Source organism: Holdemania sp. 1001302B_160321_E10 (assembly GCF_015552275.1).
Lineage (GTDB): Bacteria > Bacillota_I > Bacilli_A > Erysipelotrichales > Erysipelotrichaceae > Holdemania.
The window spans coordinates 112,674-135,801 of sequence record NZ_JADNEM010000005.1 but is presented as its reverse complement, the minus strand read 5'-3'; the positions used below and the strand labels follow the sequence as shown (position 1 = coordinate 135,801).

The 23,128-nt window shown below is 49.8% G+C and carries 23 protein-coding genes; 12 read left to right on the top strand and 11 right to left on the bottom strand.

Annotation, left to right across the window (positions count from 1 at the left end; all coding sequences use genetic code 11):
- Window positions 1-18: 18 nt before the first annotated feature.
- The 5 genes from I2D94_RS04620 to I2D94_RS04600 all read right to left on the bottom strand — a co-directional run bounded on the left by I2D94_RS04620 (window position 19) and on the right by I2D94_RS04600 (window position 3,493).
- Window positions 19-510: a PTS sugar transporter subunit IIB gene (locus tag I2D94_RS04620; RefSeq protein WP_072683046.1), complete on the bottom strand. Its 492-nt coding sequence runs from the start codon at window positions 508-510 to the stop codon at window positions 19-21.
- A 19-nt stretch (window positions 511-529) separates the two neighbouring features.
- A complete protein-coding gene (locus I2D94_RS04615) occupies window positions 530-1,210 on the bottom strand; it encodes a PIG-L deacetylase family protein (RefSeq protein ID WP_195395781.1) in 681 nt (226 codons plus the stop codon).
- A 50-nt stretch (window positions 1,211-1,260) separates the two neighbouring features.
- Window positions 1,261-2,202 carry a GNAT family N-acetyltransferase gene (locus I2D94_RS04610; protein WP_195395780.1) on the bottom strand — a complete coding sequence of 314 codons (942 nt, stop codon included), beginning with the start codon at window positions 2,200-2,202 and terminating at the stop codon, window positions 1,261-1,263.
- 158 nt (window positions 2,203-2,360) lie between these two features.
- Complete coding sequence (locus I2D94_RS04605) at window positions 2,361-3,074, bottom strand: GntR family transcriptional regulator (RefSeq protein ID WP_072683049.1); 714 nt, start codon at window positions 3,072-3,074, stop codon at window positions 2,361-2,363.
- 71 nt (window positions 3,075-3,145) lie between these two features.
- Window positions 3,146-3,493 carry a hypothetical protein gene (locus I2D94_RS04600; protein WP_195395779.1) on the bottom strand — a complete coding sequence of 116 codons (348 nt, stop codon included), beginning with the start codon at window positions 3,491-3,493 and terminating at the stop codon, window positions 3,146-3,148.
- A 457-nt stretch (window positions 3,494-3,950) separates the two neighbouring features.
- On the opposite strand from I2D94_RS04600, the gene I2D94_RS04595 reads away from it, so the two are divergent.
- The 4 genes from I2D94_RS04595 to I2D94_RS04585 all read left to right on the top strand — a co-directional run bounded on the left by I2D94_RS04595 (window position 3,951) and on the right by I2D94_RS04585 (window position 7,119).
- On the top strand, window positions 3,951-4,601 hold the full coding sequence (locus tag I2D94_RS04595) for a hypothetical protein (RefSeq protein WP_195395778.1): 651 nt from the start codon (window positions 3,951-3,953) through the stop codon (window positions 4,599-4,601).
- A gap of 64 nt (window positions 4,602-4,665) precedes the next feature.
- Entirely contained in the window at window positions 4,666-5,361 is a 696-nt protein-coding gene (locus I2D94_RS18650; RefSeq protein ID WP_365917668.1) for an MATE family efflux transporter, read from the top strand.
- A gap of 7 nt (window positions 5,362-5,368) precedes the next feature.
- Window positions 5,369-6,016, top strand: coding sequence for an MATE family efflux transporter (locus tag I2D94_RS18645; protein ID WP_365917681.1), 648 nt, complete (start codon window positions 5,369-5,371; stop codon window positions 6,014-6,016).
- On the top strand, window positions 6,016-7,119 hold the full coding sequence (locus I2D94_RS04585; RefSeq protein WP_072683053.1) for a metallophosphoesterase: 1,104 nt from the start codon (window positions 6,016-6,018) through the stop codon (window positions 7,117-7,119). Before I2D94_RS18645 ends, I2D94_RS04585 begins: the two co-directional genes overlap by 1 nt.
- Window positions 7,120-7,270: 151 nt before the next feature.
- On the opposite strand, the gene I2D94_RS04580 is transcribed toward I2D94_RS04585, so the two are convergent.
- The 4 genes from I2D94_RS04580 to I2D94_RS04565 all read right to left on the bottom strand — a co-directional run bounded on the left by I2D94_RS04580 (window position 7,271) and on the right by I2D94_RS04565 (window position 11,796).
- The gene (locus I2D94_RS04580; protein ID WP_195395777.1) at window positions 7,271-8,374 is read right to left on the bottom strand and encodes a radical SAM/SPASM domain-containing protein; all 1,104 of its coding nucleotides are present in this window, start codon (window positions 8,372-8,374) and stop codon (window positions 7,271-7,273) included.
- A 52-nt stretch (window positions 8,375-8,426) separates the two neighbouring features.
- A complete protein-coding gene (locus I2D94_RS04575; protein ID WP_195395776.1) occupies window positions 8,427-9,023 on the bottom strand; it encodes a hypothetical protein in 597 nt (198 codons plus the stop codon).
- Window positions 9,020-9,391 (bottom strand): iron chaperone, encoded by a 372-nt coding sequence (locus I2D94_RS04570; protein WP_229056756.1) that lies wholly within the window; start codon window positions 9,389-9,391, stop codon window positions 9,020-9,022. The genes I2D94_RS04575 and I2D94_RS04570 overlap by 4 nt, the downstream gene beginning before the upstream one ends.
- A gap of 521 nt (window positions 9,392-9,912) precedes the next feature.
- Window positions 9,913-11,796 (bottom strand): BglG family transcription antiterminator, encoded by a 1,884-nt coding sequence (locus tag I2D94_RS04565; protein ID WP_195395775.1) that lies wholly within the window; start codon window positions 11,794-11,796, stop codon window positions 9,913-9,915.
- Between the two features lie 336 nt (window positions 11,797-12,132).
- Between I2D94_RS04565 and I2D94_RS04560 the strand changes: the two genes are divergently transcribed.
- Genes I2D94_RS04560 through I2D94_RS04540 form a run of 5 tightly spaced genes read left to right on the top strand, consistent with a single transcriptional unit; the run spans window position 12,133 to window position 16,414 of the window.
- Window positions 12,133-12,471: a PTS sugar transporter subunit IIB gene (locus I2D94_RS04560; protein ID WP_006057274.1), complete on the top strand. Its 339-nt coding sequence runs from the start codon at window positions 12,133-12,135 to the stop codon at window positions 12,469-12,471.
- Window positions 12,464-13,693, top strand: coding sequence for a PTS sugar transporter subunit IIC (locus I2D94_RS04555; protein WP_117894976.1), 1,230 nt, complete (start codon window positions 12,464-12,466; stop codon window positions 13,691-13,693). Before I2D94_RS04560 ends, I2D94_RS04555 begins: the two co-directional genes overlap by 8 nt.
- A complete protein-coding gene (locus I2D94_RS04550; protein WP_195395774.1) occupies window positions 13,690-14,040 on the top strand; it encodes a PTS lactose/cellobiose transporter subunit IIA in 351 nt (116 codons plus the stop codon). The genes I2D94_RS04555 and I2D94_RS04550 overlap by 4 nt, the downstream gene beginning before the upstream one ends.
- Before the next feature lie 2 nt (window positions 14,041-14,042).
- On the top strand, window positions 14,043-15,467 hold the full coding sequence (locus I2D94_RS04545; protein WP_195395773.1) for a glycoside hydrolase family 1 protein: 1,425 nt from the start codon (window positions 14,043-14,045) through the stop codon (window positions 15,465-15,467).
- A complete protein-coding gene (locus I2D94_RS04540) occupies window positions 15,464-16,414 on the top strand; it encodes a S9 family peptidase (RefSeq protein ID WP_195395772.1) in 951 nt (316 codons plus the stop codon). Before I2D94_RS04545 ends, I2D94_RS04540 begins: the two co-directional genes overlap by 4 nt.
- A 344-nt stretch (window positions 16,415-16,758) precedes the next feature.
- Here the strand turns inward: I2D94_RS04540 and I2D94_RS04535 are convergent, their stop codons facing one another.
- Window positions 16,759-17,505, bottom strand: a complete 747-nt coding sequence (locus I2D94_RS04535) for a TetR/AcrR family transcriptional regulator (RefSeq protein WP_195395771.1) — start codon at window positions 17,503-17,505, stop codon at window positions 16,759-16,761.
- A gap of 141 nt (window positions 17,506-17,646) precedes the next feature.
- On the opposite strand from I2D94_RS04535, the gene I2D94_RS04530 reads away from it, so the two are divergent.
- The 3 genes from I2D94_RS04530 to I2D94_RS04520 all read left to right on the top strand — a co-directional run bounded on the left by I2D94_RS04530 (window position 17,647) and on the right by I2D94_RS04520 (window position 21,157).
- Window positions 17,647-18,534, top strand: coding sequence for a 4Fe-4S binding protein (locus tag I2D94_RS04530; RefSeq protein WP_195395770.1), 888 nt, complete (start codon window positions 17,647-17,649; stop codon window positions 18,532-18,534).
- Between the two features lie 1,035 nt (window positions 18,535-19,569).
- Window positions 19,570-20,082: a hypothetical protein gene (locus I2D94_RS04525; protein ID WP_195395769.1), complete on the top strand. Its 513-nt coding sequence runs from the start codon at window positions 19,570-19,572 to the stop codon at window positions 20,080-20,082.
- Between the two features lie 34 nt (window positions 20,083-20,116).
- The gene (locus I2D94_RS04520) at window positions 20,117-21,157 is read left to right on the top strand and encodes a hypothetical protein (RefSeq protein ID WP_195395768.1); all 1,041 of its coding nucleotides are present in this window, start codon (window positions 20,117-20,119) and stop codon (window positions 21,155-21,157) included.
- Between the two features lie 46 nt (window positions 21,158-21,203).
- On the opposite strand, the gene I2D94_RS04515 is transcribed toward I2D94_RS04520, so the two are convergent.
- Window positions 21,204-22,970 carry an FAD-dependent oxidoreductase gene (locus I2D94_RS04515; protein ID WP_195395767.1) on the bottom strand — a complete coding sequence of 589 codons (1,767 nt, stop codon included), beginning with the start codon at window positions 22,968-22,970 and terminating at the stop codon, window positions 21,204-21,206.
- Window positions 22,971-23,128 lie beyond the last annotated feature (158 nt).

The window sequence follows — 23,128 nt, the reverse complement described above, 5'->3', positions numbered from 1 at the left end:
AATTACCCCTCTGACTTTCTATTCAATCGTTTTGCGGAAAGCGTCCCAGCTTGTCCGGGTAGTGTTCGGCAGCTGTTGGAAGCAGACGTCTGCGCCTTTGGCGCTCAAGGCGTCGATCACTTCCACGTCCTGCTGGCTGAGATAGAAGATGCCGGTTGCGCCGGAAACCTTATGCACGGAATCCGGACGTTTGGCAATGTTGCCCAGCATCACGAAGTCAGCTTTCAGCACGGTGTCTTCCAGTTCTTCCAGCTGCTTTGGGAAGCGCACGATGACCAGCCGGTTGGTGCCGCTGTCCTGGCTTAACAGGCTGCGGGCTTCCTCCGTGGTGACAATGTGCGTTTTATAAAGCGGCGGCACGCTCATCGTCATGATCGATTTCAGCATTGGATTTTTGGCGCTTTCATCGTCGATCGCAATGATTTCCTGGATCGCCAAGGTCGGACACCAGGCGACGATGGTCTGGCCGTGAATCAGCCGGTCATCGACGCGGACTACAATTTTACCCATGGTTATTTCTCCTCTCTTTTTACCACAGCTGCGGTTCGATCAGACTGGCGTACATATACGCGACGGTATAGCCGCTGTTGTTGGATTCGATCTGGCGGACTTTGCCGATCGTCGGATAATACTGCTGGTAAGGAAAGTCGTTGACCTCGCCGCGGAAGACGGCGTATTCCTTCATTGCGTCGTACCATTGGGTCACTTCCTCTGGATTCAGCGTGAAGTAGGCCTGCGGAAGGAAGCCGACGAGATCCTCAAACGTTTCGCCGTAGACCAGGCGGATCGGATTGCCTTTTTCACGCAGCCGCTTGACGGCGGTGACGACGGCGTCGTGAGTGTTGATGTGCCGCGGATGCATTGAACCGCGCCAGTGCGTAATGACCAGATCGACTTTCTCATCGACGAAATACTGTTCCATCCGCTGAGCGAAGTCCTCCAGCGAAGGCATATTGCTGGAAACGTAGCCAAGCCAGATCGTGTCGGCGCCCAGCTTTTCCGCAGCTTTCTGATTCATGGTCAAGAGATCTTTGAGATACTGCTGCTTCGCTTCCTTCGTCGCGGCCGGATCTTCCAGCCGTCCCTGAGTGACGTGGATCAGCGTGCAGTGCGCGCCTTGCCGGGCATATTTGAGGATCAGCGGTCCGCCCATCAGCTCGGCGTCCAGCGAATGTGCGCCGATGCTGACGACGCGTTGGATTGATGTCATAATGTGTTCTTCCTTTCTTTAATAGAGCATGCTTTTCGTGCGGATTTCGGTTAATCCAAATTCTTGCGGTAATCGGTGAAGGTGCGGAAAACGGTGATTCCATGACGCTGGTAGAAACGGCGTCCCGGTGCGTCGGTGGAGACGAAATACATGTGATAGATACCGCGCTTCTCCATTTCCAGCTGCATCAGATCGAGCAGGATGCTGCCTAAGCCCCAGTTGCGCTGACTGGCCATAACACCGATCGGACCGAACCGCATCGGATTGCCGTCGATCTGACGCATGCAGAAGCCGGCGAGCTGATCGTTTTGATCCACGCACAGCAGCACGTTGTCTTCCGCCAGATTGTTCTGCATACTGATCAGCAGGTTGCGCTTCCAGCCGCCGCCGAATTCCACCTTGGCAAATTCAAGCAGGTCGACGCAATATTTCCAGCTGAACGGAATGAACCGGAAACCAGCGGCTTCGGCTTTCGCCTTGCGGGCCAGCGCCGCTTCATCGAGCTGGTAACCATGCAGATCCTTGCACATCGAGTAACTTTCCTCGCCGCTTTGATAGCCCATTGCATCAAAGAAGGCGGCCGATTCCGGATAGTTCTGCTTGTCGATGCCTGGGAAGAAATAATTCGGGCTGTACGCGGCGACCGTGACGTTTTTAGCGCCGCGCGCCTTCATGTCGGCTTCGGCTCTTTCGACTAAAGCCCGGCCGATTCCCTGACGGCGATGTCCGGCTTCGACGAATAAGACGTTGATCCAGCCCCGGTCCGGCTCCGTTCCCCGTTCCAGATAAGGAAACTTGCGGCGGGTGGCCAACAGGAAGCCGACGACTTTCTCATCCGCCATCGCCACATAGCACAGCGATGGATCGAAGTTGTCGTCCAGCAGCGCCTGCTTGCGGAATTTCTGTAAGGTCAGCGGATCGCAGGGCAGACAGGCGTTCCACAGATCAACAACCGCCTGTTCATAGCACTGGTTATAATTCTGAATTTCCATAGATCTTCATTCCTCCTCAGTCAGTATATTAACGAACAATCTCAATTATCTTATAATATTGATATGTTAACATATTAACTGATTTCATTATACGGTGCAGCCTCGCAATATGCAAGCCCTTTCAGTCAAAAAAAGAACATTCTGTCGAAGAATGTCCTCTACATTTTGATATTGACGGTGACGGAATACCAATCTTTGTTGAAATACGTTTCCGCATATTCGATGATTTCATCGCGCTGATCAAAGGTCAGCCGCTTAACGAAGAACGTCGCGGCATTCTTGCGGATGTTCATGAGCCGGGCGATCTCGGTGTTGCCGATCTCGCGCACTGAGTAATTTTCATTTACCCAGACCGGCGTGACATTGACCTGAGCCAGCGTTTTATAGAAGGATCTGGTTTCGTAGACAGTCTGTGCCTGTTCCAGCGAAAGCAGACGGCTGTCGACAAACGAACTTTGATAGGCGATCGGCTCGTCGTTAGCCAGGCGGATTCGCCGGACGCAGACGATCGGCTGATCGGGATCAATCGTTAGTTTCTCAGCAATCTGAGCGTTGGTGATCAGTTCGATTTTATCCACATGCATGTCAATCTGGTATCCCTGCTGAAGCAGTTCGTCGCTGAAACTGAGCGAAGTCAGTCCGCGGATCATCTGCTTCTTGGCGACAAAGGTGCCCAACCCTTGAATACCGGTGAGATAACCCTCGTTGATCAAATCGGTAAATGCCTTGCGGACCGTGATCGTCGAGACATTATATTTTTTTTTCAGCACGGATTCACTGTCGACCTTATCGCCCGGTTTCAGCTGGCCGGATTTGATGGCGGCGATGATATCCTGTTCGATTTGGAAATACTTGGCGACCTTGTATTCCATTTCTCTTCACTCCTTAACTTAATATGTTAACTTATCTGGATTATAGCAGATTCCGATTTTAAAAGATAGAGTCATTCCCCGGAAAACAGGATTTCGACCAATCCCCAGCCGCTAAGGACCATCGAGGCGTCACTGATCAGGAACAGGTGGAAGGCGATAAACCGCGGGCCTGTTAATGAAATCAGGAAAGTCAGGATCAGCCCGGCGATCAGGGCGGCGATCAGAGAAGCCCCGGAAATATTGCGGAAATCTTTGCGGTGAAAAACAAGCCCGCAAAGCAATCCAAAACAGAAATAGGCCCCGATCACGGCCTTTGGATTAAACAGAAGCAAAGCTTTGCGGTGTTGATTGAGCGCCAACATCAGCGCAGACAGCCCTGCGGCGGCAAGCAGGGTAAAAGCTGAATTCTTGATCTTCATCTTAATCCTTCCTTTCTTTGTATTGGATGAAAGGGATCTCGTCTTTGCCTGTTAAACTGAGGCATCCGAAAACTTGGAAACAGGAGTTACTGGAAGAATCTGATGATTAAGGCTGGTCAGTTTCTCCATGAGGATTTTATGGAGAGAAACAGAAGCAACAATTTTAAAATTAAGGTGGAATAGTTTTATTCTGACACGCTGCACGTTTGAACGAACGTAAAGATTAAACGAAAACAAATCATTTTATAGCCTTATTATACCATTTCCAGAGGGGATGGGAAGCAAAGGAAACGCAGAGATTTTGAAACAGGAGAAATCCGGCGTTTTATTTATGACCGCTGCGATTTTATGGGGGAAAACGGAATTTTTACCGGTATAAGAAGTTTGCTTTTCCTGCCCGTTAGGACTATGATAAGGGGTATTGAAAAGCGGATGCAGGGCGAAAGGGGCGGTAAGGATGACGGCGATTTTATTTCCGGAAGCGATGTGTTTGGTGGATCCTGCCAGCGGTCAGGTGAGTTGGGGCGCGAATCAGGAATGGTATGGTGATTTGTGGCAGCGCAAAGCAGGCTGCGGACCAACGGCTGCGGCTTCGCTCCTCTTTTATCAAAAACAGAAACAGCGGTTGATGCACAGGCAGCCGCTGTTATCCAGCCGGCAGAATTTACTGGATCAGATGAATGAGCTGTGGAATTATATCACGCCCGGTCATGGCGGGGTAAACCGGGTCTCGATGTTTACCGAAGGATTGGAGAAGTACCGTGCTGAAGTCAAAGAAAACTTTAAAGTTCAGGCGCTGGAGGTCGCGGAGGATCCGGCCCAAAGACCGCAGTGGACGACGGTCAGCCAGTTTCTGGAGGAAGCCCTGAAGCGGGATGAACCGGCGGCGTTCCTCAACCTGTGCGCGGGGGAGGAAAAGCGGATCGACGACTGGCACTGGGTGATGATCAGTGCACTGGACCCGCAAACCGGCGTGGTCACCTTTTTTGACGAAAGTCAGATCAAGGAAGCGGATCTTTCGCTGTGGTTAAGAACAACGACGAAACGGGGCGGATTCGTGACGTTGCGCTGGCCTGCGCCGGGAATGGAAATGGCCGGGAAGGATTAACAATTTTCACAAAGTGGATTATAATTACTCTTAATAAATAGAAAAGCAAACAAGGGGGAAAGGCATGGCATCGAAACAACGTGGACTCATGACTTCCGGCGTGATCTGGAAAGAACTTTTATTATTCTCAATTCCGTTATTGCTGGGAAATTTATTCCAGCTGCTCTACAACACGGTCGACTCGATTGTCGTCGGCAACTTTGTCGGGCATCAGGCGCTGGCTGCCGTCGGTGCGAGCACGCCGCTGATCAACATGTTGATCGGATTTTTTATGGGCGTCGCCGCCGGCGCGGGTGTTCTGGTTTCGCGGTTCTTCGGCGCGCGGAAGCTGGAAGAGCTGCATATTGCGGTGCATACGTTTGTGGCGTTTACATTTTTGTTCGGCGTGCTGATGATGGTGGCCGGGATTACGCTGACGCCGCTGTTTCTGCAATGGATGGGGACGCCGGCGGATATCATGGAGATGGCGGTGCTGTATCTGCGGATTTATTTTCTGGGGATCATCCCGACGATGTTGTATAACTCCGGGGCCGGCATCCTGCAGGCTGTCGGCGATTCGCGCCGGCCGCTGTGCTTTCTGACGATTGCCAGCGTGCTGAATATCATTCTGGACCTGGTGTTTGTCATCCAGGAACATGGGCGTGGCCGGGGTGGCCTGGGCGACGCTGATCGCGCAGACGGTGTCCTGCATTCTGGTGGCGGTCACGCTGCTGCGGTCAAAGGAAAGCTACCAGATCATCCCGAAGAAAATCCGGATTGACAAGCCGATGCTGATGCAAATTGTGCGGCTGGGAATTCCCAGCGGTCTGCAGCAGATGATCGTTTCCTTCTCCAACGTGCTCGTCATGTCATATGTCAACCGGTTTGGCTCGGCGGCGATCGCCGGTTTCAGCTCGGCGAACAAGTTTGATAATTTCCTCGGTCTGCCGGTCAACAGCTTCATGCTGGCAATCACGACGTTTGTCGGACAGAACATGGGCGCGAATCAGATTGAACGGGTTAAAAAGGGCATTACCACCTGTATCTTTATGGGAATCGGCATTGTCATCGCGATCGGAATTCCGGCCTATCTGTTCTCGGATCTGTGCATTCGGATGTTCTCACAGGAAGCGGACGTGATTTATTATGGATCGTGGATGATGCGCACACTGGTGCCGTTCTATTCGATTCTCAATGTGGCGCAGGTGCTGACCGGCGCGGTGCGCGGAACGGGCAATACGACTGTGCCGATGCTGGTCAACGTCTTCTATTACTGCATCATCCGGCAGGTATTCCTGGCGGTGGCGATGATGTTTGTCAATTCGATCGTCGTCGTGTTCTGGAGCTATCCGCTGACCTGGACATTGTCGGCCGTGACGTTGTTTCTTTATTATCAGCGGGGAACCTGGCTGAAACACAGCGGAGTCCGCGGCTGATGCTGGATCGTTCACAGCTTCGAATTCAGGATCTTCATTCCTATCGGGCGCTTTTCATTTCGGATATCCATGGTGAAAAAGACTTGCTGGAAGCTTTGTTGAAAAAGGCTGACTATGTTCCGGGGAAAGATTTCCTGTTTCTGTTGGGGGATCTGATTGAGAAAGGCAGCGCCAGTCTGGAAACGCTGCGGCTGGTGATGACACTGGCCCGCAACGAACGGGTTATCGTGTTAAAGGGAAATAATGATGAAGCGGAACAACTGCTGGAAGATAAAATACCGCTGCCGATGAAGTTGAGTTATCTGCGGACGCGGCGGTCGCTGATCAGCGAGATGGCTCGAAAACAGGGCGTGACAATGGATGAAAAGACCGATTTTCAGGCTCTGCGTCAGCGCTTGACAGGCGCGTATGCCGCGGAATTTGCGTTTTTGCAAGAGTTGCCGCTGATCGCCGCGGGTTCGGGTTATGCTGCGGTGCATTCCAGTATTCAGGACCTTCAGCATTTGTTAAATAACGATCCGCGCCTGATTTTAAAAGATAATGATTTTTTGTTGAAGTCTGCCGTGGGATTTCCGTTCCCGGTGATCGTGGGCCACATGCCGACAGTGGCGCTGAGTGACAGACAGGGAAATTGCGGCGTGCATTTTCTGAAAGATCGGAATATCCTGGCGATCGACGGCGGATGCGGAATGCATGCGCATGGTCAGCTGAATGCCCTGATCGTTCACAACGGCGACTTTCAGCAGTTTCAGACGGTCAGCGTGGATCGTTTGCCGCGGCGGCGGGTTGTTGCCGATCAAGCGGGCACGCCGAAGGATCAGCAGGTATTCGTGCGGTATTTTGAAAGTGAAATCGAAGTGCTGGAGGAAGCTGGCGAATTTCTGCGCGTGCGGCATCAACGAACTCACCGTCTGTTGGAAATCCCCCGAAGTGCGCTGCGGATGATCGACGGCAAGCCGCATTGTTTTAACAGCACAAGCTGTTGGCTCTCTTTGCGTCAAGGGCAGGAAGTGGCGGTTATTCAAACCTTTGCCGATCGGTCGTTCTGCAAAAGAAACGGTCAGCTGGGCTGGGTCGCAAATGCCGTGCTGGACATCCGGTAAAGCAGGAATAATGCGGGCAGACGGCGGAGAAAACCGTCTGTTTTTTGGAGGTCAATTAAAAAGTCAGCTGGAGAGCTGACTCAAAATTTATTTCATTCCCATTATTCGATGCTTTTTTGTTTTGTTTCTTTAAACGATGATCGTTTTATGTTTACGCTTGTCTGCGCAGGATCATCGCCAGCTGTGTCAGAATCGCTTCATGTTTCTGAATGAACGCCTGATAACCACAGAATTCCTCGTCGAAGTAACAAATATTCAGGCGCTTGCACTGACCGTGGCAGATTTGTGCATAGCGGCAGGTTTCGCAAAGCTTTGTTGATCGACGCGGCCCCTGCAGGAAGCCGGACAGGATCTTTGATTTCGATAAATCCGCCAGGCTGCAATCCCGCAGATTGCCCAGTTTGTATTCGTCCAGCACATAGAAATCGCATGGATAGACGCTGCCGTCGCTCTCTACGACAAACTGCATGCTGCAGAAGCCCAGAAAACCGCATTGCTGCGGCGGGACACCGTCGAACAGCGGAATCAGATTATCAAACAAGGTCACGCTGATGTAGTGATCTTGTTTTAATTCTTCCAGCCACAGCTGGAAAAATTCATCATAAAACCGGAAGAAGGTCTGCGGCGTCAGGGAATAAGGATCGTTCTGATCCTCCAGCGGCGGCAGACAGGGAATGAGCTGGATATAATCGAGATGCTGTTTCAGATAGAAATCAAATAATTCTTTCGGATGCTCCGCCAGCTGACGGGTTAATACCGTCAGAATGTTGAAATCAATCTTTGCCTGACGCAGTTTTTCAATGTTTTCCAGAATGCGGGCAAACGTTCCCTGACCTTTGGCATCCGGGCGCATCGCATCGTGATGCGCGGCGTAGCCGTCCAGCGATACCCCGACTAAAAAACGATTCTGTTTCAAAAAGCGGACCCATTCGTCATCGAGCAGTGTCGCGTTGGTTTGCAGCGCGTATTGGATTTGGTGGTAGCTCTTCTTCTTCAGGTTGACCCGGCGGATAAACCGGCGGAAATAGTCCAGCCCCGCCACAGTGGGTTCCCCACCCTGAAAGGCGAAGGTGATCGTCGCTTCTTCACGGAAGAAGCCCAGCGTCTTGTCGATCAGAATATTCATCGTTTCTTCGCTCATCACGCCGTAGGAAGGAATCTTTCGGTTTTCCGCGACGTCGCAGTAAAAACAATAACGGCAGCGCAGGTTGCATAAGCTGGACGCCGGTTTGATTAACATCGAAAAGTATTTCATAGAGTGACCTCATTTCTACTTGCTTTTTCTTTTAGAGTGATCAATATTCCGCTTAGTTTTCTTCCCGGCGCTGAGCCAGATACAGTCCCCAATCTTTTAATTGCTCAGGGATGGAATAGATGTCCTTCCCCTCAACCGTGACGGTTTTACTGACGCCGGGATGCTGCGGATCAAAGAGATCCCAGGCCGTAAGCAGATTTGGATTTTCGCGCATTTGATGCGCTGCGAAGAACTCGGCGTAACTTTGAAGATTCTGGCTGAAGATCGTTACTATGTTATATTTGCTGAACAAAATTTCATCGCCGCTCTGCAAACCGCCAAAGCCAAAGGCCGAGAGTCCGTCTTCAAACAAAAGCGGCCCCGTTTGCTTTAAAAGGGCGAGCGCCGCAGCTTGCGAACAGCCGTCGAGATAATACACATCGACATGCAGCTTTTCCACGACGCCCGGCCGGATTTCCTGTTCATTTCTGGCCTGAGTGGGCAGCTCCAGGATAAAGAAAAGGGGTTCTTCGTGGACCGCGATGAAATGCTGCATTACGGATTCGATCTTATCGGTTCCGACGTTGGCTGTAATTTGATCGCCATTGATTTTATATTCTTCCTGCAAACGTTCGGCAAAGGGAACATGGCAGCCCGCTTTCAGCTTCATTTCAGAGCCTCCTGCCGGACTTCTTCCGCGCGGAACTGGATCATCTTGATCAGTAAATCTTCAGGAAGCGGCTGATCCCAGCTCAGCTGCAACGTGTTTTTTTCGTTGGTTTTATAGGCGGTTAAATCAGTCCGAAACTGTCTGATCGTTGTTGGACTCGTATAGAAACCCAGGTGCTTTTGATTCCCGGCAAATTGTAGGCAATAACGGCCTTCCAGCATATATGTCGGTGCACCCCAGGACAACTTTTCCTCACACTGAGGTATCGTTTTTTTGATCAGTGCCCGCAGCTGATTTAACAGATTTCGCTGTTTATCCGGGAATGAACTGAGGTAATCTTCAACGGATTTCCGTTTTTCTGTTTTCATATTTATGTCGTCCCTTTCATTTGCGATTCCCTGTCCGCACTGCTGTTTCCCGGTCATCAAAGGAAGCTCAGCCGTTGCGGTCTTCAATTAGCTAAGAGAATCAGGCTGTATAGCCTGCGGTGGTTTCTTAATCATTATAGCATGTTTTCACCCAATTCCCGAGGAAGGCGAAATATCGCAAAAGGAAAAATTGGACTGAAGTGAAAAGGGCTGAAAGTGCCGAGGCATAGAGAAAATTGGAAGGCAGCTGCTAATCAGATCACATCGCCGCAGCCTTTCGTTTATAAAATCCGCTAAAAGATAAAGAACGAGACTGATAACAAGAAAAGCTTGAGCTAGGGGAAATTCAGAAGATGCTGTTTTTCTAAAGCCGCTGATTCGGAAATATAAAAACCCCCGGTTGAGAAATGCGGGAGTTTCGTCGTTTCAACAAGAAAGAGATCTGAAATCAGAAAGAACTGGAATGTTCCTGGCTTTTTATCGTTGATATGCCAATCCTGAAGCTTTATTGAAACAGTAAATTACATTGTAAAGCTGAAGATGACATTGGTAAATTCCTCAAAGGTCTTGCATTGGCGCAGGACCTCAAGAATGGACGGATCGGAGAAAAGCAGGATTAACGCTTCGTAGAGTTCCTTAAACAAGTGCGAGTCTTTCTCATTGATCGCGATCAATAAAACGATATGCACGCGCTGTGCTCCCCATTGGATGCCGCCGGGAGAAATGGCGATGGCCAGTCCGGTTTTTTCACAGTCCATTTTCATCGAATGGGGAATTGCGATCTGTCCGAAAGCAGTGGAGGCTGCCTGCTCCCGCTTCAGCACTTCATCCAGAAAGTGAGAGGAAACAAAGTGTTCATTATGCAGCTTCCGGCATAAGATTTTCAGGATGTCATCGCGCCGGCTGTCCGCTTGTTTATCCAGATAAAATAAGGCAGGTGAGAAAAACTGCGGATAATATTCCGTCAGGATCTGCATTTTTTTGCGGTCCAGAACAGTCTGAATTTGACTGTAAATCTCTTTGAGATTCATCGCGCTGATCATCGGCGGAAGCAGGATCGTAAAGCCCCGGTTCGCGTGGACCGGCACGGTGGTAAACAGAAGCTCGTAGCTTTTATCCTTCAGATCCTCCTCAAACGAAACAACCGTCGGAATGATGATATCTGAATCAAAATGGATTAACAAACAGTTGTAAATCTGTTGCTGATTCTGCTGATAATCCGGGCAGAGCAGCGCGCATTTCAACTTTTTGATGTCCTTCTGCTGCCGTTCCAGATCCGCGCCGATGTGCATTGCCAGATAGGCCGTTTCATCGGGACTGATCTGAATGTTGAAATGTTCGTCGAGATAATCCGTAATGCAGATCGCGCAGTCGTAAAGCAGCGGACAGGAGGATTGAATCGTTTCCAATAATGGATTTTTCAGGCTGGTCTGCTGCTGAGAACGGTAGAACAGATTCTTGAAATGCAGAGATAATGGCACTAACAGAGTTTCTTTGTTCAGCTGCAGGTGATAACGGCGGTTGATTTCGTCGATAATCTCATGCGTCAGCGTGAAAATCTGCGGTCCGACGATTGTTTTCAGTGTTTCATCATCTTTGCGCTGCATAAAATTGATGTTTGCGGTGATCAGCTCGTTCATATTCTGCCGCTCCAGCGGATTAAATTGTACGCTGAAGTGGGTGGAAAAAGTAGCGATCAATTCCTCACAGATCGGATGGACTGTTTCCTGCCGGCCGTCGGCTTCGCTGAAGGCATTGCCGTTGAGGATCCGGTCAAGAATAACCGTGATATGTAAAAGCAGGTTGGTATACCCGAAGTCGTTGATATAACAATTATATTTCATGAAGATATCGTGCATCGTCGTCTGCAGATACGCGATATCAATTTCCGGGAAATGCGTTTTCAGCATCGCGGCGTCGACAAAGTGTCCAGCGGCCTCCTTATATAAGGTCTGCGTCAGAAAGCGGCGTTTGTTGCGCTCAGTGCCGATGAGAAAAATCGCATCGTTCTTGCATTTTAAAGACAAATCGTAAGCAGCATATTGTTGATTGACTTTGGAAATCAGCTGTTTCATCGAAGAATAGCTCAAATACAGCTCATCGCACAAATCGTAAAGATTCAGCGAGGACGCATGATCGACAAAAAACAGATGCGTGATGTAGGAAAACCGCTCCTCATAGGACTGCGCCGGTGTTTCTTCCGGAACCGGCAGCGGCATTTGTTTATTTAAGATGTACCCTTTCGCTGTCGCCTGGATTAAATTGGGCTGTTCCTGATTGATCCCCTTGATGTGATTCTTGATCGTCCGGCTGCTGACATGAAGCTGCTCCGCCAGACTGGTCGAGCTTATCGGCTCCGGCTGCTTCTGCAGCTGCTGGATGATTTTCTCTTTGATTGGATCCATTCGGTTTCCCTCCTTCCGATTGGATAAAATGAGAATTACGGTATTTTTGGATGGCTGTCGTGTATCGGTTTGCTTGCCCGGCAGGACCTGAATACCGGAGCTTTTATCCGGCAGCCGCCTGTTTTGAGAACAAATCTAAGTTGAACACGGACGCTTTGTTGATTTTATTATACGCATGAGTTCCCGCCGGGTTCAATCAATGAAATTCACCGCAGGCATGAAATTGTTGGAGTTTTCACACCAGCGGTGAAAAAAGCGAGTGGAAAGGAATCCCTTTATCGACAATAATGAGAGCGTAAGAACCGGTTCTCATACGAAAAGGAAGGGAAAATCAAGATGGATAAAATCAGAATTCTGCTGTGCTGCGGCGCGGGCATGTCGAGCGGATTCCTCGCTCAGCAAATGCGGATCGCCGCTAAGAAAATGAATGTCGTCGCCAAGATCGAAGCTAAAAATAAGAACAGCGTTCAGGATGATGTGAACGCGATCGACCTGCTTCTGTTAGGTCCGCATCTGGAATATGTGAAAGCGGAGATGACGCAGCTGTGCGAGCCGTATCATGTGCCGGTGATCGTCATTCCCAAAGAAATGTACGCCGGACTGGATGGCAAAGGGTTGATGGAATTAAGCATGGAAGCAATTAAGAAGAATAAGGGAGAATTCAATCATGGATAAGTTGATTCAATGGCTGGGCAGCGATTTTGCCCCGAAAGTCGCCAAGTTTATGGACAAAAAAATCATCAAGGCACTCTCCAGCGCACTGATGGCGAACGTTCCGATCCTGTTGCTGGGATCGTTAGTTTCCATTTACAATCTAATCGCCGGTTATCTGCCGTTCTTACCGGATTTATCGCCGGTATACACGTTCAGCTTCGGCATTATGTCGCTGACGCTGGTCTTCTTAGTCGGCTATCACGGCGCAAAGGAATATGGCTTCGGCGAATATGGCGTTTCAACAGGCTTGATCTCGTTGATGATGTTCATGATGATCATCCGTCCGTCAATCGAAAATTTCCAGTTCCAGGTGGCTTTCGGCCGCTTTGGCGGGACCGGTATGATTCCGGCGTTCTTCGCGGGGATCGTTACGATTGTGATCAGTAATCTTTACTTCAAGCTGCATTGGTTTGAGGATTCGGAAGCGATTCCTGATTTCTTAGTCCGCTGGCTGAACCAGGTCATCCCGGGCATTGTCGTACTCGTGCTGACCACGACCTTGATCTATGGCCTGAATCTGGATTTGTTCGCGCTGATCACGCAGCTGTTCAGTCCGCTGATTGCGATTGGACAGACGTTCCCGGGCTTCTTGTTATGCATCTTCATTCCGGCGTTCTTCTATTCCTTCGGCGTCAACAGCTGGTTTATGAATCCGATCACGACACCGATCGCGCTGGCCGGCATCACCGCCAATGCGGAAGCCTTTGCCAACGGGCTGGCGCCGGCCAATATCTATACTTCCAATATCACCTTCAGCGTTATCTTTATCGGCGGCATGGGTGTGACGCTGGCGCTGAACGTCATGATGTGCCGTTCCAAAAGCAAGCGCCTGAAGCGCTTCGGCCAGGTAGCGCTGGTCCCATCACTGTTCAATATCAATGAGCCGCTGGTCTACGGTGCGCCAATCGCGCTGAATCCGATTCTGATGCTGCCGATGTGGATCAACTCGCTGGTTATCCCGACAATCGTCTGGTTCGTCTTAAAGGCCGGGCTGGTCACCATCCCGCACGCCGTCATGAATGTCAATCAGCTGCCGATGCCGATCTGTTCCTTCTTGGCGACACATGGGGATTTCCGGGTCATATTGCTGGAAGTCGTCCTGTTTGCGGTATCCTGGGTTATTTGGTATCCTTTCTTTAAAGCCCACGAAATGAAAGTGTTGAAGGAAGAGGAAGAAGCATGAACGAACAAAACACACAACCAGCCCTGGTCAGCGCCGCGATGGAAATCATCCTGCACGCCGGCGACGCCCGCAACGATGCCAAGCAGGCCCGCGAAGCAATGCGGGAAATGAATTTCACTGAAGCACACGTGCTGTTGGAAATGGCGAAAAAGGAAATTGCGGAAGCGCATCGGGCACAGACGGAAATCATCCAGAATGAAGCCCGCGGCATCCGCTATGAATACAGCATGTTATTTAATCACGCTCAGGATACGCTGATGACGATCAACAGCGAGATCGAGCTGACTGCCGATTTGATTCTGACTTTTGAAGTCGTCATGCGCAAGCTGACGGAAAAGGAGGGTTAACGATGGCGAAGTTTCCGGAAACCTTTCTGTGGGGCGGCGCCAGCGCGGCAGTCCAGATGGAGGGCGGCTGGCAGGAAGGCGGCAAAGGCGTTAATGTCGCTGATATCCAGATCTGCCGGGTGCACGACGCGCATGGCGGCAACGTCAATTATACACGGCAATCCTTGACGGAACGGGTGGCGGATGTTTTCTCCGATCACCCTGTTCATCATTATCCCAAGCATGAGGCGGTTGATTTCTATCATCGCTATCCGGAATACATTGAGCTGATGAAGCAGGCGGGTTTTAAGGCCTTCCGCATGAGCATCAGCTGGGCGCGCATTTTCCCTAATGGCGATGATGCACAGCCTAACGTGGCAGGCCTTGCCTTTTATCGTCAGGTTTTTGAAGCCTTGCATGAGGCCGGGATCACGCCGATTGTCACGCTGTCGCACTACGATATGCCGCTGGCGATCGTCCAGCATCATCAGGGCTGGTATGGCCGTGAGACGATCGAAATGTATGTGAATTATGCCCGGGCCTGTTTTGAACAGTTCCACGATTTAGTTCCGTACTGGATCGCTGTCAACCAGATCAACCTGATCTTCGGCGAATCATTCAGCTCGTTAGGCATGATCATGGACGAATACGAGGATTTCACGGCGGCGAAGTACCAGGCGGTTCATCACGAATTTGTGGCGAATGCGCTGTTAGTCCGGGCAGCGAAGGCGATTGATCCGCAGATCCAGATCGGCGTCATGCTTGCCGATCAGATGACTTATCCGCTCAACAGCGATCCGAAAGCTTGCGAGCAGGCGTTAGAGGCGAACCGGATGAAGGATTATTTCTATTCCGACGTGCAGCTGCGCGGGGAATATCCGGGATATGCCAAACGTTATTTTAAGGAACATCACATTACAATTCGGATGGAGCCGGGTGATGCGGAGCTGATCAAGGAAAACACGATGGATTTCCTGGCGGTGGCATATTATTATTCACACTGCGTCGATGCTTCCGGCAAGAAGGTGGCCAATCCGTTTACGAAAGCAACGCAATGGGGGTGGACGATTGATCCGACTGGACTGTATATCGCGATGAGCTCCTATTGGGATCGTTATCATGTACCGATGATGATCGCGGAAAACGGCATCGGCGTGGAAGAAACGCTGGACAGCGAAGGTCAGATTCATGACGATTACCGCATTGCCTATCATCGCGAGCATATCGCGCAGATGCGGAAACTGATAGAAGATGAAGTGGAATTGTTTGCTTATACGCTGTGGTCGCCGTTCGATATCGTCAGCGGCAACAGCTGCGAGATGGAAAAACGCTACGGCCTGATTTATGTCGATGTGGACAATAATGGTCAGGGTACGCGCAAGCTGGTGAAAAAAGACAGCTATGCCTGGTTTCAGCATGTCATCGAAACGGACGGTGCAGAGTTATGAAGTCCTGGAGCTATGGCTTATTAGCGGCAAGTCTGTGCCTGAGCTTAGCCGGCTGCGCTTCTTCGCCCGCGCAGGACTCAACTCCAACGTCCGATCCGGAGAAGCTCCCGGAAACAGTGAAAATGCCGACCAGCGAGAAGGTTGAGATCGATTCCGCCCGCGGCATCAAAATTCAGGCTGTTCTGGATTTGCCGGCGGACATGCCGGAAGCGGGTTATCCGTTAGTTGTTTTCGCTCATGGATTTCAGGGCAGCAAGGAAGAAAGCGGAGCGTTTACCGATGTCGCAAAAGGACTGGCTGAACAAGGTATCGCCAGTCTCCGGCTGGATTTCCCAGGCTGCGGTGAAAGTCAGGAAGACTTTATGGCCTACACGCTGGAAAATATGCACGACGACGTCGCCAGCGTTTTCGCGTATGCCCGTGCGAATTACAAGATTGACGAAGACCGCCTCGGGATGCTGGGGTACAGTATGGGCGGCCGCGTGACTTCGCTGTATTTAAGCGAGGAAAAGGTCGGAACGACCGTCTTATGGGCGCCGGCGGCGGCCGACGGGCTGAAGTCGCTGACAAGCATGGGGAATGAGGAAACGATTAGAAAACTGATCGAAGAATCCGCGGACAGCGGCGTTGCTACTATCCGGATCTGGAATCAGGAGGTTCCGGTCGCGCACGACTTCTTAGAACAGTCCGCGCAAGCCAAACCGATGGGCAATCTCAGCGCCTATACCGGCAGTTTGATGGTGGTCACCGGCGGGCAGGATAACACCGTAACCAAGACGATCACGGATCCGATCTTTGAAGCGGCGGTCAATACTAAAATCACAACCCATCTGGATGTGCCGCGCGGCACGCACTCGCTTGGGGCCGGGGAATTCGGCAACGATTCGGACGTCCAGAATGCCGTTGTTGAGGCAACTGTCCACTTCTTTGCGGATCAGATGAAATAATGGAGGATTCCTGCGAAAAATTGGAGCATCGCATCCAAGGATTAAAGCGAGAAATTCAGCTCTTTCATAAATCTCCCCGAATAAAAAGGCATGATCGTATGCCTTTTTGTTTACGCCAGGCGCAAACAAAACTGAAAACTGTTGAATCTGGCGAAGGGTTTCCATCAGCCGCGGACTTTTTGCAACAACGTTAATTGTGGAGTGAAAGCAAGACCAGCGAAAAGACAGAACATCATTTTCCCTTAAAGAAGGAAGGCGGCGGAGGAAAGAAATGAAGAAGCAGGAAAAAAACTCCCGAAACGAGTGATGCCCGGGAGAAAGCTTTGAAAATAAGAGGATTAAAGTTAGATGAAAAAGGAATTAAGAAATGAGAAAGAAGGATCCCAGCGTTCGATCTGTTCGTACAACCAGTCACTTTCCGGACTTGCTTTTTGCCGATAAGCGTCAGTGAATGAATGCAGGAAACGGAAAAAAATCTGAGTGTAGTGAACTGGCGCTTGTGAATCTGTGCGATGGCGCAGAATTTGTAAGAGAATGCCGCCGAACAGGATATCAGCTGCAGCGATCAGGTTTTCCACATCGGCCGACAGGAAATAACCTTCCTCTACACAGGGAAGCAGGATATTCTGATTCTTTCGTGCAAAGTCCGTTTCTCCAGTCTGTGCCAACAGTGGGGCGCTGAGCTGTTCGCGAATCTCTGGAAAGACCGCAAAATAGTCTGGAATTCGCTGGTAAATCAGCGCTTTTTCTTCCAGTTGGAAAAAATATAGAAACAGCTGGGGATGCTGGAAAGATTCACGGCATTGGGCGAGCCATTGGCCCAGGTAGTGATTGAGCGAGCCGTTCAGCTGTTCCTGTAACTTCGAAGCGTCGATCCAGATCAGGCTCATTCGCTCGATCAGCGTGAAGGCGATCAGCTGGTTCATATTTTGAAAATAGTTGTAAAGCGTCGCGCTGTTGTAGCCGGCGGCGGCAGCGACCTGGCGCAGCGTGATCGCATCGACCGGCATGTCATCCGACAGTGAGACGACCGCGTCGATAAAGTAGCGGGTCATCCGGGATTTCTTTAATAGAGCGTTATGTTCATTCATAGACATGTCCTCTTTGCCTGTCATTATAGCATAATTCTCAAAGATCAAAATAAAATAACTCATTGATTGTAAAAATAATCGTTTGATTGTTGAAAAATGAACAAACCCTGATACAATGGAAGAGACGAGGAGGAAATAGAAATGAAGAAGGAAATATCACGTCGAAATTTTATTAAAGGAACCGCTGCGTTGACGGCTGGGGCTGCGCTGATGGGACTGGCCGGCTGCGCTGAGGAAAACACGCCGGCACCGCAGGAAGCGCCGAAATCCAAACATGTAAAGGTTGCGGTTTTTTCGCCGACAGAAGGAACAAAGAATGCCGCGGCGATGTTAGCGGCGAAGTTCTCTGATGATGTAGAGTTTGCGGATTTGACCAACGCGGCATCCCGGACAGAAGAAGTGACGTTTGCGGCTGAGGATCTGGCGATCGTCGCTGCGCCGTCGTATGGCGGACAGATTCCGATGATCGAAGGTTTGTTTACAAACTTAAAGGGCGATAACACCCCGTGCGTCGTCGTCTGCGCCTTTGGAAACCGCGCAGCGGAGAACGTCTATGCCAACATTGCGAGTATTGTTTCCAAGCAGGGTTTTGTCGTCGTTGGCGCAATCGGTTTGGTAACGCCGCATGTCTTTGCCAGCGTTGCCAAAGCGGGACACAGCCGTCCAAATGTTGAAGACAATCAGATCATGGCTGAATTCGCGGGCAAGGTTATGGATAAACTGAACAGCGGAACTGTTGAAGCGATCACGATTGAAGGAACGCCGGAAGTTGATTTCGCGAAGGAAATCTCAGCAGCACCGAAAGAATTCAAAGCGGAAAATTGTATCCAGTGCGGAGCCTGCGCGGCGAATTGTTCGACCGGAGCCATTGATCCGCAGACATTGGAAATTGATGAGACCAAGTGTATCAACTGCATGCGCTGTTCGTTTGTCTGCGAGTATAACGCGCGCTCGTATGATACCGCAGTAAAACGTGACTTTATCGAAGGCAAGCTGTCGACGAAGAAGCCTGTTGAATATTTCATCTAAGTTACGGGTCTTTGGTTATCCCAAATCATCAATCAGGAAAGAAGGCAACCGCAGCGAAATCCGCTGCGGTTTTTCAATGGCCGCAATGAAAGAACTTGATGGAGAGGCAGGCTTCTACAGCGGCAACAGGAAGAATTTTGCGATACTGAAATTTTGCTTATAAGATATGGAGTTAACGATTCGGTGTTGGTAGGCCGCGGCACAGATGAGGACTTGTTTTTTTGGATAATAAGGGAAAAAGATTTTCACCTCTTTTGTTTTGCGAGCGACAACTCAGCGAAAATAAATAAAAAGTTCTTGAAATAACTCAGGAATGGAATATACTATAAGCGTAGGGACGCTTGAGAAAGCGATACCCGTCAGACACTATCTCTTATTTGAGAAGTGGTGGACAGATAAGTGCCGGTTATCTTTGTGGGATGCGGCACTTTTTCTTCTGAGTTCTATAATTTTTAAGATGCAGTCCAAGCTGGTTGTCAAAAGCTGGGCAACCGCCAGAATGTCCCTTATCGTTAAAGAAGACAAAAGTTCCATGAAAAAATTCATAGAAAGCCCCTCCTTTCCAGAGCTGCAAAAAACAAGCTCGAAAAACAAATGAATCAAAAGAAAGATCCATCCAGGACGGGCAGCCGCTTTATCAAAGACCCTACATCTTTAATATTGCGTAAAATTCAAAAAAGCCTTCTGAGAAAATGGGAAAAGTAAAATTACTTTTGAGGTTTAGTAAAACTCTAAAGGGCGGATCTTTATTTAAAAGTGTCTGAAAGTTTTTTATCATAGCGGGGGGATGATCTGGAAAATGATACGAAATAAGCTTGGTAATTCCGAATTTCTCCTTTTGCAAAGGAAATTTTTTTATTTTCGGGCAGTCAATATCTGAATACTTTTTTATGTCCAATGTTTCTTTACTATTCTTGACAGAAAGCAGTTATAATGAAATCAGAATCCACGACCTGTCAATCTGCGTCTGGTTTGCCTATTCTAATGTGGACGCCAGTTTTGTGAAATCAAAGAACGTTGATAAGAGGAATGAATATGAAAGGTAAGACAGTTTTGTTAATCATTTTAATTTCTGTTATTGCGCTGATGACTGCGTCTGGTTTGGTCATGGCTTTTTACATTTCTGAACGTGAATTTCAAGGCGAGAAAATCTTGTCTGTCGTTCGTTTTACCAGCGCCGATGAAAAGACAGAGGCGGCAGGTGACCTAAAACTGGTGAGCACTCCTGATTTTATCCTGATCGAGTTCGACGGTCAGGCCTGCCAGATTAAAAAAACGGAAGGTCTGGTGAGCGCCTTGGAAGGCGGACCTTATTTATGCGAGAATGAAACTCCATGGGAAATTTATTTTGGAAAGCACTACGATGCGATTGGAATAAATAAGATTGCAAATTTGACAAGGATAGAAGATTGGCGAAGTTATCAACACACTGACGTCTTTTTCCTAGCCTTTTCCGGGAAGGCAGAAACTGCCGCAAGGATGAAAAAACAGGATTGCGTTCGGCAGTTTAAAAAGCTGACGCCGGTATTCGATATGCAGCTGGATTGACCCTGAAAATGGATTGCGAAAAGGGGAGAAAATCATGGGAAAAAGAATCATTCTGTTTTGTGCGAGCTTGTTTTGGCTCTGTTCCTGTGCGCCGTCGACGGCCAATGTGCCGCCAGAGGAAACTGCCGCATCAGAAGAAGCAAGATACATCGTGGAACTCATTGGCGGCCGGGAAGAATTTTATACCCAGGGGAAAATTGCGGTTATTCTTGATCCGCAAGTTCGCTATCCAAAGTATGAAATCATCGAAAATTACGTTGAAATCAAACAGGGGAATCAATGGAAGCGATGGAAAGAACCGCTGTTTCCGACAGATGGGTCGTCAATTCCCGAGGAAGAAATTCAAACGGTAAGCGTGCTGATCTACGCTTTGGATTCGCTCCATTTTGATCAGGATCAAGTCTTCCGTATTGCTCTTACGCTACGGGATAAGGAGGGGGATGTGACGGTGACAACCGTGCCGGCGACGGTGATTGCGGGTTCGCCGACTCAGGAAGAATTAGATCGGACAGAGTATTTAACGCTTTATCCGTATTCAGAATACGCAGACGGAAATATTTTTACGCAAAGCCGTGCGGTAGATCCCGACAGTGCGCCGGTTCTTGTCGATATTGAAGCCTGTAAGGTAATCAGTCGTTTTTCAGGGATGTTAATAAGGAAAGTAGCCTGCGAAGTGGTTGACCGCAGCGCCTGTCCAGTTGCAGATTACCATGATTTTCTGCCGCAAACGGATCAACCGCTGATCGCCAAAAAGACCGTCGGCGGTTATCTTGACGGTCCTTTATATGAAACGGAAATGGTCAGCGGCGAAGTTCTGCGCGATCTGATCGAGGAATTGCTGGTCAATGCCAATTCGGAAGTGATCCCGATTCCAATATGTTTCAACTCAGGTCAGGGATTTGCCGAGGACTTGGACAGCGAGTCTTACGGTTATGTTTTCATTACGGAAGATTGGCAGCGAAGCTACTTTTTTTCACAGTCTGTCCAGAATTCAGGCATTGATTTCGAGATCATCGAGAATGGAAAAGCTTTGGCGCATGTCTTTATTCCGACTTCGTTCCGCCTGAATCCATAAACAAAAGAATCCGGCGAACCGAAGTTTACCGGATTTAAAATCTGAATTAGAGTTCCGCCAGTTCGCGGCCTAACAGATAGGACAGCGTGCAGCAGACGGCGCCCAGGTTCTGTCCCGGCATGACGAAGTTGTAGGAGTTGGCATAGAAATCGCCTACCATGATGCCGGTGTTATACAAACCTTCAATCGGCTGATCGTCGGCGTCGCAGACCTGCAGATGATCGTTAGTGCGCAGACCGCCGCAGACTGTTAAGAAGGTTGCACCTGTCACCTTGGAGCCGTAGAACGGAGCCGTTTCGATCGGATAGAGCACTTCCGGGTTCACATGGAATTCGTCATCCTTGCCCGCTTTGACAAATTCATTGTAGCGCTTAATGCTGGCAAGCGCATTCGCTTTCACTTCATCGCTGTAACCTTCGTACATCTTATCGACCAGTTCTTCCAGGGTATCGGCTTTGAAATAATTGGAGTTGCTGTTCCACATTTCAATATATTCTTCCGGGGAATAAGCTTTGATGCCGTTTTCCTCGTCGACGCAATGGCCGAACGGTTCCCACTGATCCTGGGTATAGGCATAATTGACATCCCAGACGCCGAAAGCGGTGCGCTGCGGCAGCTGGAGTACCGACATCGCGCCGTAAGCGAAGTTGGTGACTTCGTTCTGGAATCGCTGACCGCGGATATCCAGATTCAAGCCCCAGAAATTCGAGATAACCGCATGGGAAGGACCCGGCACGCCGCCGTTGATCATCGGAGCACAAGGGTAGGTTTTCTGCCAGGCAGCGCCGACCCACAGCCCCATTTTCTGACCATCGCCCGGCATTAATCCGTTATAGACCAGACCGGCGTCATAGTCGATCTCATCCGATAAAGTATCTTTAAAGATTTCGTAAGCCCATGGCGAATACTTGGCCATCATATCTTTGTTTCGGGAGAAGTCGCCGGTAGCCAGCACGATCGCCTTGCGGCCGACATATTTAACATAGCTTCCGTCTTCCTTCTGCGCGACGACGGCGGAAACGCGTCCGGTGTTGTTATTTTCCCGGATCAGATATTTTGCGACGGTCTTATAATGAATTTCTCCACCCATGTCCGCAATGTGGCTGGCATAGGCCTGAGCCTGCAGCGGCGCGCCGAACAGAGCGCCGAACGGCTGTTCCTCATTCCAGAAATTGTGCGAAGCGCTGGGTACGGTCAAGACTCCATCCGGATCATAATAGCCGGGTTCCAGGCAGACGTGCAATCCCTTCGCTTCCATTTTGTCGATCATCCAGTCGACGGATTCCGCGCTGTTGTTGATCCACCGTTCCCATTTCTTTTTATCCATGAAATAAGTGCCGGAGGTTTGTTCCGTTTTTACGATTTCCCGGGCAATTTCCGGCGAATAATCAATACCTTTGGCCTTCTGATACTTGGAACCCACCGCATGATTGGAACCACCGCGGGAATACGGCTGGGAGCCGGCGGAGAACATCAGGACATCGGCGCCCTGTTCCATTGCCGAGCACATCGTGCATAAGCCAGCCATACCGGAACCGATGACGATGATGTCATGCTCGATCGTTTCTTTGATTTCAGAATCCGGGATTGGATCCGGCGCAATTTCAAACGACCATTTTTTCTGCGCCATCGTATCGGCAGTTAAGACGTCGTTGTTGGCCGGCGCTGATGAAGCCTCCGGGGTTTTCGCATCGTTGTCTGAAGCACAGCCGCCCAGCATACCGGCAGCCGCCAAGCCGACAGCCCCCGCTGCCGCACCTTTGATGAAGTCCCGCCGGGAGATTCCCTGCGCGAGTTTGTCAGTGTTTTTCATTTCCTTCCTCCTTGAGTTTTCGAGCCGAACTGTGCTTTTATAAGATTGACAAGAAATGCACAATGCTCTTTAATTGATATTGTAGGCGGTTTCGGATTAGGAAAAAAGCATTCTTTTTTTGCGGCTGCGCAAGGGAAACTTGCTTTGTGCAAAAAAAG